This is a genomic window from Allobosea eneae (genome assembly GCF_042657265.1).
GTDB classification, from domain to species: domain Bacteria; phylum Pseudomonadota; class Alphaproteobacteria; order Rhizobiales; family Beijerinckiaceae; genus Allobosea; species Allobosea eneae.
The window spans coordinates 72,621-88,454 of the sequence record NZ_JBHSLW010000052.1; the positions used below are offsets into that span (position 1 = coordinate 72,621).

Annotated in this window: 14 protein-coding genes; 10 read left to right on the forward strand and 4 right to left on the reverse strand. The window is 67.1% G+C overall.

Going from position 1 to position 15,834, the window contains the following annotated elements; all coding sequences use genetic code 11:
* Positions 1-75: 75 nt before the first annotated feature.
* From ACFPOB_RS24985 to ACFPOB_RS25000, 4 genes are read left to right on the forward strand one after another with little or no spacing between them, the layout of a single operon-like run.
* Entirely contained in the window at positions 76-1,329 is a 1,254-nt protein-coding gene (locus ACFPOB_RS24985; RefSeq protein ID WP_377801049.1) for a putative DNA modification/repair radical SAM protein, read from the forward strand.
* The gene (locus ACFPOB_RS24990; RefSeq protein ID WP_377801050.1) at positions 1,329-2,777 is read left to right on the forward strand and encodes a UdgX family uracil-DNA binding protein; all 1,449 of its coding nucleotides are present in this window, start codon (positions 1,329-1,331) and stop codon (positions 2,775-2,777) included. The genes ACFPOB_RS24985 and ACFPOB_RS24990 overlap by 1 nt, the downstream gene beginning before the upstream one ends.
* A 45-nt stretch (positions 2,778-2,822) precedes the next feature.
* Positions 2,823-3,590, forward strand: coding sequence for an SDR family NAD(P)-dependent oxidoreductase (locus tag ACFPOB_RS24995; RefSeq protein WP_377801051.1), 768 nt, complete (start codon positions 2,823-2,825; stop codon positions 3,588-3,590).
* A gap of 56 nt (positions 3,591-3,646) precedes the next feature.
* Positions 3,647-4,045, forward strand: coding sequence for a VOC family protein (locus ACFPOB_RS25000; protein WP_377801052.1), 399 nt, complete (start codon positions 3,647-3,649; stop codon positions 4,043-4,045).
* Here ACFPOB_RS25000 and puuE read toward each other — a convergent pair.
* Together puuE and uraH are read right to left on the reverse strand one after the other, a co-directional pair.
* Positions 4,042-5,463, reverse strand: coding sequence for an allantoinase PuuE (gene puuE / locus ACFPOB_RS25005; protein ID WP_377801053.1), 1,422 nt, complete (start codon positions 5,461-5,463; stop codon positions 4,042-4,044). The genes ACFPOB_RS25000 and puuE overlap by 4 nt on opposite strands.
* Positions 5,464-5,535: 72 nt before the next feature.
* Positions 5,536-5,889 carry a hydroxyisourate hydrolase gene (uraH, locus tag ACFPOB_RS25010; RefSeq protein WP_377801054.1) on the reverse strand — a complete coding sequence of 118 codons (354 nt, stop codon included), beginning with the start codon at positions 5,887-5,889 and terminating at the stop codon, positions 5,536-5,538.
* Between the two features lie 341 nt (positions 5,890-6,230).
* On the opposite strand from uraH, the gene ACFPOB_RS25015 reads away from it, so the two are divergent.
* Both ACFPOB_RS25015 and ACFPOB_RS25020 read left to right on the forward strand, forming a co-directional pair.
* A complete protein-coding gene (locus ACFPOB_RS25015; protein WP_377801120.1) occupies positions 6,231-7,463 on the forward strand; it encodes a urate hydroxylase PuuD in 1,233 nt (410 codons plus the stop codon).
* Positions 7,464-7,798: 335 nt separating this feature from the next.
* Entirely contained in the window at positions 7,799-10,264 is a 2,466-nt protein-coding gene (locus ACFPOB_RS25020; protein ID WP_377801121.1) for a hypothetical protein, read from the forward strand.
* 125 nt (positions 10,265-10,389) lie between these two features.
* On the opposite strand, the gene ACFPOB_RS25025 is transcribed toward ACFPOB_RS25020, so the two are convergent.
* Both ACFPOB_RS25025 and ACFPOB_RS25030 read right to left on the reverse strand, forming a co-directional pair.
* Positions 10,390-11,460: an NAD(P)/FAD-dependent oxidoreductase gene (locus ACFPOB_RS25025; RefSeq protein ID WP_377801055.1), complete on the reverse strand. Its 1,071-nt coding sequence runs from the start codon at positions 11,458-11,460 to the stop codon at positions 10,390-10,392.
* Positions 11,461-11,586: 126 nt separating this feature from the next.
* Positions 11,587-12,021, reverse strand: coding sequence for a GlcG/HbpS family heme-binding protein (locus tag ACFPOB_RS25030; protein ID WP_377801056.1), 435 nt, complete (start codon positions 12,019-12,021; stop codon positions 11,587-11,589).
* A gap of 256 nt (positions 12,022-12,277) precedes the next feature.
* Here ACFPOB_RS25030 and lysM point away from each other — a divergent pair, with 256 nt between their 5' ends.
* The 4 genes from lysM (at position 12,278) to ACFPOB_RS25050 (ending at position 15,826) form a co-directional block, all read left to right on the forward strand.
* Positions 12,278-12,721: a peptidoglycan-binding protein LysM gene (gene lysM, locus ACFPOB_RS25035; protein ID WP_377801057.1), complete on the forward strand. Its 444-nt coding sequence runs from the start codon at positions 12,278-12,280 to the stop codon at positions 12,719-12,721.
* A 225-nt stretch (positions 12,722-12,946) separates the two neighbouring features.
* Entirely contained in the window at positions 12,947-13,999 is a 1,053-nt protein-coding gene (locus ACFPOB_RS25040) for a TRAP transporter substrate-binding protein (RefSeq protein ID WP_377801058.1), read from the forward strand.
* Between the two features lie 7 nt (positions 14,000-14,006).
* Entirely contained in the window at positions 14,007-14,510 is a 504-nt protein-coding gene (locus ACFPOB_RS25045; protein WP_377801059.1) for a TRAP transporter small permease, read from the forward strand.
* Positions 14,507-15,826, forward strand: a complete 1,320-nt coding sequence (locus tag ACFPOB_RS25050; RefSeq protein WP_377801060.1) for a TRAP transporter large permease — start codon at positions 14,507-14,509, stop codon at positions 15,824-15,826. Before ACFPOB_RS25045 ends, ACFPOB_RS25050 begins: the two co-directional genes overlap by 4 nt.
* Positions 15,827-15,834: the final 8 nt, after the last annotated feature.

The window sequence follows — 15,834 nt, forward strand, 5'->3', positions numbered from 1 at the left end:
TGCGTGGGGTGCGACGATCATGCAACCTGGAACCTCTGGCGGCTTGGAGGCGTTTGGTCCAGTGTAGAACATATCATGAACAAGGAGGCGAGCTTGGCACAGCTCACCACGCTTCAGAAGCTGGAGATCCTCAGCGACGCTGCGAAGTATGATGCCTCCTGCGCATCGTCAGGCACGGCCGGGCGCAATTCGGTCGGCGGCAAGGGCGTCGGCTCCACCACGGGCTCGGGCATCTGCCATTCCTATGCGCCGGACGGGCGCTGCATTTCGCTGCTGAAGATCCTGCTGACGAATTTCTGCTCCTACGACTGCGTCTTCTGCATCAACCGCAGTTCGAGCAATGTCCGGCGGGCGCGCTTCTCGGTCGAGGAGGTCGTGGCGCTGACCCTGAACTTCTACAAGCGCAACTATATCGAGGGCCTTTTCCTCTCCTCCGGCATCATCCGCTCGCCGGACTACACCATGGCCGAGCTGGTGCGTGTCGCCGAGAGCCTGCGGCTGGAGCATGACTTCCGCGGCTACATCCATCTCAAGCTGATCCCGAGCGCGAGCCAGGAACTGATCGACCGCGCCGCGCTGTTCGCCGACCGGGTCTCGATCAATGTCGAACTGCCGAGCGAGACCTCGCTGAAGCGCTTCGCGCCGGAAAAGCAGCCGCTCGACATCCGCAGCGCCATGGGCGGCCTCAAGCTCAGGATCGACGAGGCTGCGGCCGAGCGCGAGCGCTCGAAACGGGCGCCGGCGTTCTCGCCGGCCGGGCAGAGCACGCAGATGATCGTCGGCGCCGACGATGCCAGCGACGCCACCATCCTGCAGCGCAGCGCCCAGCTCTACGGCGCTTATGGCCTGCGCCGGGTCTACTACTCCGCCTTTAGCCCGATCCCCGATTCGTCGAAGCAGTTGCCGCTATCGGAGCCGCCGCTGATGCGCGAGCACCGGCTTTACCAGGCCGACTGGCTGACGCGCTTCTACGGCTTCGAGGTCGACGAGATCATGGATGCGGCGCCGGGGGGCATGCTCGACCTTTCCGTCGATCCCAAGCTCGCCTGGGCCCTGCGCCATCGCGGCCGCTTTCCGGTCGATGTCAACCGAGCCGACCGGGAACTCATGCTGCGCATTCCCGGCCTCGGCACCCGCAGCGTCGACCGCATCCTCGCCATGCGCCGCTTCCGGAGCTTGAGGCTGGAGGATGTCGGGCGGCTGGTGCGCTCGCTGCGCGTGCTCCGGCAGTTCATCGTCACCAGCGACTGGCGGCCGGGCGCGGCGCTCGACGGCGAAAGGCTGAAGGCGCAACTCGCGCCGAAGCCGCAGCAATTGGCGCTGCTCTGATGTACGTCGCGCGCCTCTCCCATCCCGCCGATTTCGAAGGCTGGCGCGGCTTTGCGCGGCGCTTCGCGCAAGCGCTGGTCGCGCCCTCTGCGATCGACTGGCGCGTCGGCGATCATGATACCGGCCTGTTCGGCGAGGATGTGGTCGAAGGCGGCGAGGGCAGGGCGCTCAGCGTGCCGCGCGCCTTTGTCGGGCTGGCGCAGCAGGTGATCTGCCATAGCGATCCGACGCGCTTCGACCTGCTCTACCGCCTGCTCTGGCGCCTGCAGGAGGAGCGCGAACTGCTACAGATCGCCTCCGACCACGACGTCCACCGCGCCGAGGCTCTGGCGCGCTCGGTTCGGCGCGACATGCACAAGATGACCGCCTTCGTACGCTTCCGCGAGGTCGATGACGGGGAGGGCGGCGAGGCCTTCGTCGCCTGGTTCGAGCCCGAGCACCACATCCTGGAGAAGGTCGCGCCCTTCTTTGTCGAGCGCTTCACCACGATGCGCTGGACGATCCTGACGCCGCGCGGGACGCTGCTCTGGGACGGGCGCGAACTCAAGCTCGGCGAGGCGGCGACGCGGGCGCAGGCGCCGACCAGCGATGCGATGGAGGAGTGGTGGCGGACCTATTACGCCAGCATCTTCAACCCGGCCCGCTTGAAACCGAAGGCGATGAAGGCCGAGATGCCGGTGAAATATTGGCGGAATCTGCCGGAGGCCGAGCTGATTGCTCCCCTGATCGCCGATGCTGCCCGGCGAACGCAGGAGATGATCATGAGCGCTCCGACCTCACCGCAGAAGCGCCGGCCTATGGCGGCTTCCGAACCGGCCACCTCCGATTTTTCCGCGATCGAGAGCTGGGAGGACGCTGCCGTGGCTGCGCGCTCCTGCCGGCGCTGCGACCTCTGGTGCGATGCGACGCAGACTGTCTTCGGCGAGGGGCCGCGCAGCGCGCCGGTCGTCTTCGTCGGTGAGCAGCCCGGCGACCAGGAGGACCTCGCCGGCAAGCCCTTCGTCGGCCCGGCCGGCAAGGTCTTTGACCGGGCGATGGCGGATGCCGGGCTCGATCGCAGTCGCGCCTATGTCACCAATGCGGTGAAGCATTTCAAATTCCAGCTGCGCGGCAAAAGGCGCATCCACGAGAAGCCCAACGCCGGCGAGGTCAAGGCCTGCCGCTTCTGGCTCGATCTCGAGCTTGGCTTCATCAAGCCGCAATTGGTGGTGGCGCTGGGCGCGACCGCGCTTAAGGCGCTGACCGGCCATGCCGGCCCGCTGGCGGCGGCGCGGGGGCGCGAGCTTGCCCTGCCTGACGGGACGCCGCTGCTGGCGACCGTCCATCCATCCTATTTGCTGCGGCTGCCGGACGAGGAGGCGAAGGAGAGCGAAACGAAGCGCTTCATCGCCGATCTCAAGCATGTCGGCAGTCTCGTGCCGGGCCTGCGCCTGCCGAGAGCGGCTTGACCCGGGCTGGCGCGCAGTGTCCGCTGCCGCCGCGTTTGGAAGGGCATGCCGATGTTCGAGGATCTCAAGGGCAAGCGGGTTCTGGTGACGGGCGCCTCCTCCGGGCTCGGCGCGCATTTCGCCCGGTTGCTCGCAGGCAAGGGGGCGCTGGTCGCCGCCGCGGGGCGCCGGACCGAGCGGCTTCAGGAGTTGGCGCGCGAGTGCGAGGGCTTGCCAGGTAAGGTCGTTCCGTTGGCGCTCGACGTCAGCTCGGTCGCAGCGATCGAGGCGGGTGTCACCGAGGCTTCCAAGCTGCTCGGCGGGCTCGACGTGCTCGTCAACAATGCCGGCGTCGGCGAGACGGAAGCTGCGCTCTCGGTCAGCGAGACGCAGTGGGACAGTCAGATCGACGTCAATCTGAAGGGCTGCTTCTTCGCGGCGCAGGCGGCGGCGAAAATCATGGCCGGGCAGGCGAATGGCGGGGCGATCGTCAACATCGCCTCGATCCTCGGCGAGCGGGTCGCCGGCAAGGTCGCGCCCTATGCGATCTCCAAGGCCGGGCTGATCCAGATGACCAAGGCGCTGGCGCTGGAATGGGCGCGGCACGCGATCAGGGTCAATGCGCTGGCGCCGGGCTACATCGTCACCGACATCAATCGCGCGTTCTTCGCAGGGGAGGCCGGGGAGGCGCTGAAGAAGCGCATCCCGATGCGCCGGGCCGGCGAGCTCGACGATCTCGACGGGCCGCTGCTGCTGCTCTGCTCGGAGGCCGGGCGCTACATGACCGGCGCGGTCGTCGCGGTCGATGGCGGGCATCTGGTCAGCGGGTTGTAGGCAGCCGGAACAGCCGACGGCTGGGCTAGTTGCCTGTTTGGAAACAGGAGGAACCCATGCATAAGCCGGAAGGGCACAACGCCGTCTCGCCCTATCTCATGGTCGCCGACGCCGAGCAGGCGCTCGCTTTCGCCAAGGCGGTGTTCGGCGCCGATCCCAGCTTCATCGCCCGGCGCGAGGATGGCGGGATCATGCATGCCGAGTTCAGGATCGACGATTCGATCGTGATGCTCGGGCAGGCGCCGGGCGGGCCGGAATCCCATGTCCACGTCTATGTCGCCGACCCCGACGCTTTGATCGCCAAGGCCGTCGCAGCCGGCGGCACGCTGATCCAGGCGCCGGAGGAGAAGGGCGACGGCGATCGCCGCGGCGGGGTCAAGGACCCCACCGGGACGACGTGGTGGCTGGCACGGATGGTCGATCCGGCAGGGCGGACGAAGACGAACGCGCTCTAGCCGGCAGGCAGCAGCTCCTTCAGCCGGATCAAGGCGATCTTCTCAACCTGGGCGAGAGCGGTGGCGAATTCCTGTTCCGGCGTGCTGGTCAGTCGCTGCTCGAAGGAAGCAAGGATGTCGGCCTTGCTCAGCCCCTTGACCGCGAGAATGAAGGGGATGCCGAAGCGGGCCTTGTAGGCCTCGTTCAGCGCTGTGAAGCGGGCGCGCTCGTCCGAGGTCAGCCGGTCGAGCCCGGCAGAGCCCTGCTCGCTGGCCGATTCCGGCGTCAGCGCGCCGGCCGCGGCGATCTTGCCGGCGAGGTCGGGATGGGCGTCGAGCAAGGCCTTCTGACGTTCGCGCGGGGCCTTGCGCATCACCGCGACCATCGCGCCGTGTAGGCCTTCAGCGTTGTCCTGCGCCGGTGAGAGCCCGGCGGCGTGGGTCTGCTCGGCGATCCAGGGCGAATGCTCGAAGACGCGGCCATAGACCTCGACAAACAACGCTCGGGGCAGGCGCGAGGGCTGGTAGCCGCCTTCCGGCGGATGCGTCCTGACCCAGTGGCGGGCGATGTCGAGCCGGGTCGTGACCCAGACGCGCTCATGGCTCTGGACGTAATCGAGGAAGCGGGCGAGCGCCGCGGCGCGGCCAGGCCGGCCGACGAGACGGCAATGCAGGCCGACCGACATCATCTTCGGGGCCGTCTCGCCCTCGCCATAGAGCGTATCGAAGCTATCCTTCAGATAGGCGAAGAACTGGTCGCCGCTGTTGAAGCCCTGCGGCGTCGCGAAGCGCATGTCGTTGGCGTCGAGCGTATAGGGCACGGCGAGCTGCGGGCCGTGCGGGCCCTTCAGCCAGTAGGGCAGTTCGTCGGCATAGACGTCGGCGGTGTAGAGGAAGCCGCCTTCCGCCATGGTCAGAGGAATGGTGTTGACCGAGGTGCGGCCCTGGTAGCAGCCGAGCGGGCGTTCCCCGGCGAGCTCGGTCTGGATGCGGATCGCTTCCAGGATGTGCTCGCGCTCGAGCTCGGCGGGCGCGTCGCGATAGTCGATCCATTTCAGGCCGTGGGTGGCGATCTCCCAGCCGGCCTCCTGCATCGATGCGATGATCTGCGGATAGCGCTGCAGGGCCGATGCGACGGCGAAGACCGTGACCGGCATGTCGCGTTCAGTGAACATCCGCCACAGCCGCCAATAGCCGGCGCGCGAGCCGTATTCGTAGATCGACTCCATGTTCATGTGGCGCTGGCCGGGCCAGGGCGCGGCGCCGACGATCTCAGAGAGGAAGGCCTCCGAGGCGGCGTCGCCATGCAGGATGTTGTTCTCGCCGCCTTCCTCGTAATTCACCACGAACTGCACGGCGATGCGGGCTTGCCCCGGCCAATGCGGATGCGGCGGATTGCGGCCATAGCCGACGAGATCGCGGGGATACGAGGTGCTCATGAGGTGATTCAAGTCCATGCCAGCGTGATTCAAGCGCGGCCGCCAAGCTATTGAAAACAGAATCTATCCGCCTCAGCTGCCACGATAGGTCGAATAGCTCCAGGGCGAAGCGAGCAGGGGCACATGATAATCACCGTCCGGCTCGGCGATGGCGAAGCGGATGGGCACGAGATCGAGGAAGGCCGGCTCGGGCAGTTTCGCCCCGAGATGCCGGAAATAGTCGCCGATCGCGAAGGTCAGTTCGTAGCTGCCGACCGGCAGCACGCCGCTGAGCAGCGGCGCATCGGTGCGGCCGTCGGCATTGGTCACCGTGTCGGTGACGCGACTGCGGCTGCCGTCGGGCAGCACTGCATCGAGCGCGATCGCGACGCCCGCGGCCGGCCTGCCGTTGACCGTGTCGAGCACATGCGTCGACAGACGCCCCATGCCTGATCCCTTCCCGTTTTGCTGTGTTCGCCGGTCGGAATGCCGCTTGCCTTCCAAGGCCGTGAACCTAGTCTGGCCTGCGATGCAAGTTCCCTCCCGGATTCCGCCCTGTCAAATGAGGAAGCGCGCGAGAACCGCGTGGCAAGCCCTCCCCCCTTGTGGGGGAGGGTTGGGAGGGGGGGATCGCACCCGCAGTCCTCTCCGCGCCAAGCGGGACCTCCGTCGCGGGTGGCATACCCCCCTCTCTAACTCTCCCCCACAAGGGGAGAGAGGACAGGTTGCGGCTTCGATTGCACCGGCATTTCTCCACCTGGAGCCCAGCCGTGCTTGACGCCTATCTGATGGAGTGGGGCAGCCAGCTCCTGCGCTGGCTGCATGTGATCGCGGCGATCGCCTGGATCGGTTCGTCCTTCTTCTTCATCCATCTCGACGCTTCGCTCAGGGCGGCGCCCGATGCCCCGAAAACCGAATCCGGCCAGCCGACGCAGTTCCTGGCCTGGCAGGTCCATGGCGGCGGCTTCTATGCGATGCGCAAATATCTGGTTGCGCCGGAGGTGCTGCCGAAGGAGCTGACCTGGCACAAATGGCAGGCCTACTGGACCTGGATCTCCGGCTTCTTCCTCCTGGTCTGGGTCTATTACGCCCAGTCCGAACTCTACCTGATCGACCCGGCGGTGATGGCGCTGTCACCTGTCGCAGCAGGCGCGATCGGCATCGCCGCTTTGGCCGGCGGCTGGCTGTTCTACGATCTGCTCTGCAAGTCGCCGCTCGGCAAGGATGACGTCGTGCTCGGCCTGCTCGGTTTCGGCTATGTGGTTGCCGCCAGCTGGGCCTTCGCCTCGGTCTTCTCCGGCCGCGGCGCGCTGATCCATACCGGCGCGCTGATGGCGACGATCATGTCGGCCAACGTCTTCTTCGTGATCATGCCGGGCCAGCGCAAGACCATCGCCGCGATGGTCGCCGGCGAGGTGCCCGATCCGAAATACGGCAAACAGGCCAAGCAGCGCTCGCTGCACAACAACTACATCACCCTGCCGGTGCTGTTCCTGATGCTGGCGAACCACTACCCGGTGACCTACGCCAATTCGGCAGTGATCCCGGCCTTGGTGGCGCTGATCATCGTCGCCGGCGCATTGATCCGGCACTTCTACAATGTCCGCCATGCCGACCATGCCAAGTCGCCCTGGTGGACCTGGGCGGTGGCAGCGCTCGCCCTCTGGCTCGCCTTCTGGGTGGCGATGGCGTCCTCGCCCGGCGGGCGCGAGCGGCTCGGGCTGAAGCCGCTCGATTCGGTGAAGCCGGTGATGCTCGCCGGCCTCGTGCCGCCGTCGCCGGAGGTCGCCAACATCGTCACCGGCCGCTGCGCCATGTGCCATGCACCGGAGCCGTCCTGGCCTGGCCTGCAGATCGCGCCCAAGGGCGTCTTCCTGCACGAGCCAGAATTGATCGCCCGCCAGCGCCGCGCCATCGGCGTACAGGCGGTACTGACCCACGCCATGCCGCCGAACAACCTCTCGGGCATGACCGCGGACGAGCGTAGCGTGCTCGCCGCCTGGGTGGCGCAGAAGCGCTGAGGTTCGTTTGGGTCCACCCAAAGTCCTCATCCTGAGGAGGCCGCATCAGCGGCCGTCTCAAGGATGCTCGAGCTGGTTCCGGAACCTCCTGAAGCATCCTTCGAGACGCAGCCTTCGGCTGCTCCTCAGGATGAGGGCTGCGGGAGGGATCGCCGGCCAGCGCGGCATGGTGACGCTGTCGCGCCACAGCCGCGCGCCCGATCGACAGCGTTCAGTTTCATTCAGTTTCGGTTCATCGCGGAACCTTCATCGTCGATCCTGATCACATCGGCGTGATCGGCGCGTGATCATGCGCGCCGGGCGCGCCGGGGGCCTTGGGGGTCCAGTTGAAAGCCGTGTGGAGATCGGGCTCCAGCTATTGGCTGGCGGCCGTGCTGTTCTGTTGCGCCTGGGTGGCGCTGTGCTGGCCCTGGCTTTCGGGGGCGGTGACGATTCCGTTCGACGCCAAGGCGCATTTCCAGGCGCAAATCCAGTTCCTGGCGCAGGCGCTGCACTCGGGCCAGTCGCCGTTCTGGACGCACAACGTCTTCGCCGGCTCGCCGCAGGTCGCCGATCCGCAATCGCTGATCTTCTCGCCGGCCATCCTGCTGGCGCTGTTCAATCCCTCGCCGAGCTTCCGCGCGGTCGATGCCTATGTGCTGGCGCATCTGCTGGTCGGCGGGCTCGCCATGCTGATGTTCTTCCGCGACCGCAACTGGCATCCGGCCGGCGCGCTGCTCGCGGCGCTGGTCTTCGCCTTCGGCGCCTCCGCCGCCTGGCGCGTCCAGCATGTCGGGCAGATCGCCAGCTTCGCCTTCTTCGGGCTGTCGTTCTGGCTGACGGCGCGGATGCTGCAGCGCGCCTCGCTGCGCTATGGGCTGCTCGCCGGCTTTTCCGCCGGCATGATGGTGCTCGAGCCCGACCAGGTCGCGCTGCTCGGCGCCTATATCCTGATCGGCATGGTCGTCGCCCATTGGCTCTCGGAGGGCTGGGCGGGCGTCCGCGAGAGCATGGCGCCGATCGCGGCCGCGTGCTTTGCCGGCCTCGTCACCATCGCCGTGCCGCTGCTCTGGACCTGGCTCTTCGCCGAGGCGACGACGCGGCCGGCCATCGATCTCATCGAGGCGGGCAGGGGCTCGCTGCACCCGGCCTCCCTGCTGACCGCCTTCGTCGGCGACCTGTTCGGCGCGCGCGATCCGGCCATCGACTTCTGGGGTCCGTACAGTCCGCAATGGAATGCCAAGGAGCTCTTCCTGTCGCAGAACATGGGGCAGGTCTATGTCGGCGCGCTGCCTTTCCTGCTGTTGATCGTGCCGGGTCTAACGCGAGGCTGGCTCTGGGACAAGGCGATCCGGCCCTACACCATCCTGTTCGTGCTGATGGTGCTGTTCGCGCTCGGGCGCTACACGCCGTTCTTCCACCTGGCCTATGACTACCTGCCGGGCGTGAAGGCGTTCCGCCGCCCGGCCGACGCGACCTTCCTGATCGGCGGGCTCGCCGCCGTTCTGTCGGGCTATCTGCTGCACCGCATCCTGCGCGAGGAGCAGCGCCGGCTGCTCTGGCGCGAACTTGGGATCGGCGCGGCGGCGCTGGCAGGTCTTCTCGTCGTGGCGCTGCTGGTGGCGCGTCAGGCGGGGCATCTCGGCGACGCCGTCCTGCCGGGTGCCAGCGCGCTGGCCTGGTTCGCCACGGCCATGGCGCTCCTCGTCGCATTGACGCGCTGGCGCGGCGCTGCGGCCCCGCTGGCGGCGAGCCTGATCGTCACCGGCGTCGTCGCCGCCGATCTCGCCGCCAATAACGGCCCGAACGAATCGACGGCGCTGGCGCCGGAGCTCTATGACGTGCTGCGGCCGGAGACCAAGAACGAGACCGTCGCGGTGCTGAAGAAGCTCACGACGCAGCCGCCGGATTCGGCCCGCCGCGACCGGGTCGAGCTGCTCGGCATGGGCTTCGAATGGCCGAATGCCGGCATGATCCACGGCTTCGACCATACGCTCGGCTACAATCCGCTGCGGCTGGCGGATTTCTCGGACGCCGTGGGCACGCGCGACACGATCGCAGGACCCGACCAGCGCGTGTTCACGCCGCTGTTCCCGTCCTATCGCTGCCGCCTCGCCGATTTCCTCGGCCTGCGCTACATCGCGACGCGGGTGCCAATCGGCCAGGTGGACCGCTCGCTGCGCGCCGGCGACCTCAAGCTCGTCGCCTACACCAAGGACGGCTACATCTACGAGAACCCGCGGGCGCTGCCGCGCGTGATGTTCGTCGGCGGCTGGCAGCTCGCCGATTTCGAGGGGATGAAGTCGGCCGGAAAGTGGCCCGAGGCCGATCCGCAGCGCGTCGTGCTGCTCGACCAGGAGCCGGAGCCCGGCGTGCCCGAGGGACCGGTCGCGAGCAATGCCGAGGTCAAGCTCAAGCGCTACCGCAACACGGTGGTCGAGATCGAGGTGACAACCGCCCAGCCTGGCTTCGTCGTGCTGAACGACATCTGGCACCCTTGGTGGAAGGCCGAGCTCGACGGGCAGGAGATCGATATCCTCAGGGCGAATGTCCTGTTCCGCGCCGTGCAGGTTCCGGCCGGCACGCACAAGATCCGCTTCAGCTTCCATCCGCTCGACGGCGCGATCGCCGAACTTCGCGACCGCGTGACTCCGCCGGAGGAAGAGGGCGTGGTCGCGGAAGCGCCGACGCATAGCGGCCCGTCCGGCTCGCCGGCGACGCGGATCCAGCCGGTGCCGGCCGAGCCGGTCACACGCCCGGCGCGCGACCTGGCCGCGCACGACATGCTGCCGCCGTCGTCGGCGATGTCGGCGGTGCGTTAGGGGCAAGCAACGTCATGCTCGGCCTTGAGCCGAGCATCTCAGGCCGGAAGAGACTCCAATAGCGTCTTCTCGTCATGAGATTCTCGGGCCTGCGCTTCGCTTCGCCCGAGAATGACGCTTAGGGCTCAAACCACGCCGAGCTTCTTCTGCAGGGCGCTCGACGAGGTCGTGTACTGGAAGGTCAACCGCTTGTCCGGATAGACGTAGCGGTGAACCTTCTGGGCGGCGAGCGCCGCTTCGTGGAAGCCGGACAGGATCAGCTTCAGCTTGCCCGGATAGGTGTTGATGTCGCCGACGGCGAAGATGCCGGGCACGTTCGTCTCGAACTTCTCGGTGTCGACCGGGATCAGGTTCTCGTGGAGATTCAGGCCCCAGTCGGCGATCGGCCCGAGCTTCATGGTCAGCCCGAAGAAGGGGAGCATCGTATTGCAGGCGATCTCGAACTCGGCGCCGGCATTGTCGCGGCAGATCGCGCCGTGCAGCTCGTTGCCCTCGCCCTTGAGGCCCATGACCTGACCGAGCCGCAGATCCATCGCACCGGAGGCGACGAGGGCGCGCATCTGCTCGACCGAATGCGGCGCGGCGCGGAAATCGTCGCGCCGGTGCATCAGCGTCACCCGCCTGGCGATCGGCTGCAGGTTCAGCGTCCAGTCGAGCGCCGAATCGCCGCCGCCGACGATCAGGATCTCGCGGTCACGGAAGACTTCCATCTTGCGCACCGCATAATGCACGCCGCCGCCGTCGGAGCGGCCCTCATAGGCCTCGATGCCTGGGATCGGCGGCTTCTTGGGCAGGAACGAGCCGCCGCCGGCGGCGATCAGGATCGTCTTCGCCTCGAACACCGTGCCGGCATCGGTGCGCAGGCGGAAGCGCGGGGCCTCCGGCGTGCCCAACACCTCGACCCCCTCGACCATCTGGTTGAGATGGAAGGTCGCGCCGAAGGGCTTGATCTGCTCCATCAGATTGTCGACCAGCCCCTGGCCGGTGACGAGCGGGAAGCCGGGAATATCGTAGATCGGCTTCTCCGGATAGAGCTCGGCGCATTGGCCGCCGACCTTCGGCAGGATGTCGACGAGATGGGCCTTGATGTCGAGCAGGCCGAGCTCGAACACGGCGAACAGGCCGCATGGCCCGGCCCCGATGATCAAAACGTCGGTCTGGACAGTCTCGCCCTCGATGGCGGCTGCGATATTCATCGTTGTGGTTCCTGATGCGGCTTCAAGGGCCGCCGGTCACGCACCCGATGCCGGAAATCCGCCGGCCTTGCAATGCGACATGGCGCAAGGCCGGGCGGGCCGGGCCGCATGCGAGGATACCAGAATTCAGCCGCCGGTTTCGGCGGTGAGACCGGCTGCCTCGATGCCGGCGACCGCAGCTGCCTCGTCATTGTCCGAGGTGTCGCCGGAGATGCCGACGACGCCGATCAAGTGGCCATCGGCATCGCGAACGAGCGCACCACCGGGGACCGGCACGACCGGGCCGCCGACCGAAAGGGCGACGCCGTTGATGAAGTGCGGACGCTCCAGCGCCATCTTGTTGAGCGTGCGCGGGCCGACACCGAGCGCGATCGCACCATTGGCCTTGCCGAGCGCGATCTCGCCGCGCTTCAGGCTGGTGCCGTCCTGGGCGAGGAAGAACTTCTGCGCGCCGCGCGCGTCGAGCACGGCGATGGCGAGCGGCTTCAGGCCGTTCTCATGCGCATATTTCAGCGCGCCGTCGACGATCAGGCTGGCCTGGGCGAGGGTGAGAGCGATCATCGGGGGCCTTTCGCAAGTGTCGGCATCGTTCTACCCCGTTCTGCCAGTGCCGGCGACGCGAGGGAAGGGCAGAGCTCACCTTTCGTCTTGCAGTTGTCGCCCCGAGCGGGCTTCATGGCTTTCGCGCTGAAAGGTGTGTTCCGCAAGGTGATCGCCACTTTTGCGACCAGAACATGCTCCAAGCCTGTCGAGTTGCGCGAAGCCCGATCGTTCGGCCAATCCTGGCGGGGCGGCCAGCGCATGAGGAGAACACGCTATGGGTCTGTTCAGTTTCATCAAGGAAGCCGGCACCAAGATCTTCGGATCGAGCTCGGCCAATGCGGCAACAGCTGATCAGTTGCAGAAGGAACTGGCGGGCCATGGCCTGCCCTCGGACGTCAAGATCGACGTGTCCGGCGACAAGGTGAAGGTCTCCGGCAAGGCGATGACCACCGAGGAGGCCGAGAAGATCATCCTGGCGATCGGCAACACCGCCGGCGTGGGTTCGGTCGAATCGGAGCTGATCGTCAACAAGGAGGCCGCTGCCGCCGTGTTCTATACGGTCAAGAAGGGCGATACGCTCTGGAAGATCGCCGAGGAGCATTACGGCAAGGGCAAGGGCGCCAAGTACACCGAGATCGTCAAGGCCAACACGCCGCCGGTGAAGGACCCCGACCTGATCCAGCCGGGCTGGGTGCTGCGCATCCCGCCGCTGGCCTGATCCTGATCACGCTCGCGCGAGCGGCCGCCGGGCCTGAATCGGCGGGCTTGCGAATTAGTTGCGAATGAAACTATAAGGCCGGGAGGACGCATGACTTCCGGCCTGTTTGCTTCGGAGCCGGTTTGAGCCATCTTGCGTCTTCGCGAGACGGGTCAGCCGGCTTTTTGCCGGCCAGGCCCGCGGCAGGGTGAACGAGACGACCATTATTCCCGGGGAGGGGACCTCATGACTTTCGACCGCCGCAGATTCCTGACGCTCGCCGGCTCGGCCGTGGCCGCGCCGGCCGTGCTGCGCACGACCCGCGCCAATGCCCAGGAAGTGACGCTGCGCATGCACCATTTCCTGCCGCCGGTGGCGAACGGGCATTCCAAGTTCCTGAAGCCCTGGGCCGACAAGGTCGGCGCCGAATCGAACGGCCGGATCAAGATCGACATCTTCCCGTCGATGCAGCTCGGCGGCACCCCGCCGCAGCTCTTCGACCAGGCCCGCGACGGCGTGGTCGACATCGTCTGGACCTTGCCGGGCAACACGCCCGGCCGCTTCACCGGCATCGAGGCGTTCGAACTGCCCTTCGTCGCCAACAAGCGGGCGCTGGTGAACTCGCTGGCGCTGACCGACTATGCCAAGGAGCACCTCAAGGACGAATTCAAGGACATCCATCCGATCTGCTTCTGGGCGCATGATCACGGGCTGATCCACGCCAACAAGCCGGTCAAGACGATGGACGACCTGAAGGGGCTGAAGCTGCGCTTCCCGACCCGCCTCGCCGGCGAGGCGCTGCGCGCGCTCGGCGTCAATGCCATCGGCATGCCGATCCCGCAGGTGCCGGAATCGCTGGCGCAGCGCGTGATCGACGGCTGCGTCGTTCCGTGGGAGGTCGTGCCCTCGATCAAGGTGCAGGAACTGGTCAAGAACCACACCGAGATCCCGGGCTCGCCGACCCTCTATGTCGCGACCTTCGTGCTCGCCATGAACAAGGCCAAGTACGACAGCCTCGCTCCGGATCTCAAGGCGATCATCGACAAGAATTCGGGCGCGGTCGCCTCGGCGATGGCCGGCAAGGTCTGGGACGAGCAGGCCGTAGTCGTCTCCGAGATGGTCAAGAAGCGTGGCAACAACATCGTCACGATCGAACAGGCCGAGGCTGATCGCTGGCGCAAGACGACCGAGCCAGTGATCGAGGGCTGGCTCAAGACCGCCAAGGACAAGGGGCTCGACGGCGAGAAGCTGCTCGCCGCCGCCCGCGCCGCGCTGACCAAGCATCAGAACGCCGCCTGAGCGCCTGATGACAGACAGGGCAGGTGAGAGGCCGCCATCGCGTATCGACGCGGTGGCGGAGGCGGTCGCGCTCATCGGCGGCGTGCTGCTGATCGCGCTCGCGACCATGGTCGTGGTCAGCGTGACCTTGCGCAGCGATCTCGTCGGCGCGGCCGGCGTGCCCGGCGATTTCGAGCTGGTGCAGATGGCGACCGCGGTCGCCGCCTTCTGCTTTCTGCCGCTTTGCCAGCTGAAGCGCGGCAACATCTTCGTCGACACCTTCACGCTGAAGCTGCCGCAGCGCTGGCGCGACGGGATCGATGCGCTCTGGGACGTGGTCTACGGCCTCGCCATGGCGCTGATCGCCTGGCGGCTCGGCGTCGGCGCGCGCTCGGCATTCGCCAGCGGCGAGAACACCATGGTGCTGCAGCTGCCGAGCTATCTGCCGATCGCGCTGTGCGCGGTACTCGCCGGCTTCGTTTCGCTCGCGGCCTTCGTCAGCGCCAGCCGCCTCATGAGGCAGCCCCGATGAGCGGCGCCTCCCTCGCGATTACCGGCTTTGCCGTCATGCTGGCGCTGATGGCGCTGCGCCTGCCGATCGGCCTCGCCATGCTGGTCGTCGGCAGCGCCGGCTATATCCAGCTCAACGGGCTCGAGCCCTTCCTCAACTACATCCGCACCACGCCCTACCAGATCTTCGCCAACTACACGCTGTCGGTGATCCCGCTCTTCGTGCTGATGGGCGCCTTCGCCGAGCGCTCCGGACTGGCCGGCGACCTGTTCAAGGCGGCCTCGGCCTTCATCGGCCATCGCCGCGGCGGCCTCGGCATGGCGATGATCGGCGCCTGCACCGGCTTCGGCGCGATCTGCGGCTCCTCGGTCGCGACCACCGCGACCTTCGCCCGCGCCGCGCTGCCGCAATTGCGGGGCTATCGCTACGATCCCGGCTTCGCCTGCGGCGTCACCGCGGTCGGCGGCACCCTCGGCATCCTGATCCCGCCCTCTGTCATCCTCGTCGTCTATGCGATCTCGACCGAGCAGAACATCGCCAAGCTGTTCCAGGCGGCGCTGATCCCCGGCCTGATGGCGGCAGCGTTCTACTGCATCACCATCTGGATCATGTCGCGGCTCGACGGCACGCTCGCGCCGGCCCATGAGCGCACGCCCTGGCGCGCGCGCTGGCCGCTGCTGCTCGGCGTCATTCCTGCGCTGACGGTCGCAGTCATCGTGGTCGGCGGCATCTATGGCGGCGTCTTCACGCCGACAGAAGGCGCGTCGGTCGGCGCCTTCATCATGCTGGCGATCGGCCTGTTCCGGCGCACGCTCGGCCTTGCCGAGATCAAGCAGGCGATCCTGCAGACGGCCGAGACCTCGGCGATGATCTTCGCCATCCTGCTCGGCGCGGAGGTGTTCAACGCCTTCCTGGCGCTGACGCAGGTGCCGACCGCGGCGGCGGAGATGATCGCGGCCTCCGGCTGGGCGCCCTATACGGTGCTGGTCGGTCTGCTCTTGTTCTACATCGTGCTCGGCGGCGTCATGGACGAGCTCGCCATGATCCTGCTGACGCTGCCGGTGTTCTTCCCGATCGTGACCGCGCTCGATTTCGGCATGCCGACCGACGACATCGCGATCTGGTTCGGCATCCTGGTGCTGATCGTGGTCGGCATCGGCATGACCTGCCCGCCGATCGGGCTCAACGTCTTCGTCGTTGCCTCGCTGGCGCGCGACGTGCCGGTGACGCGGATCTATCGCGGCGTCCTGCCCTTCGTCGGCGCCGATGTGATCAGGCTCGCCATCTGCGTGGCATTCCCGGCGCTCAGCCTCTATCTGGTGAGGCTCCTGAACTGAGCGACACC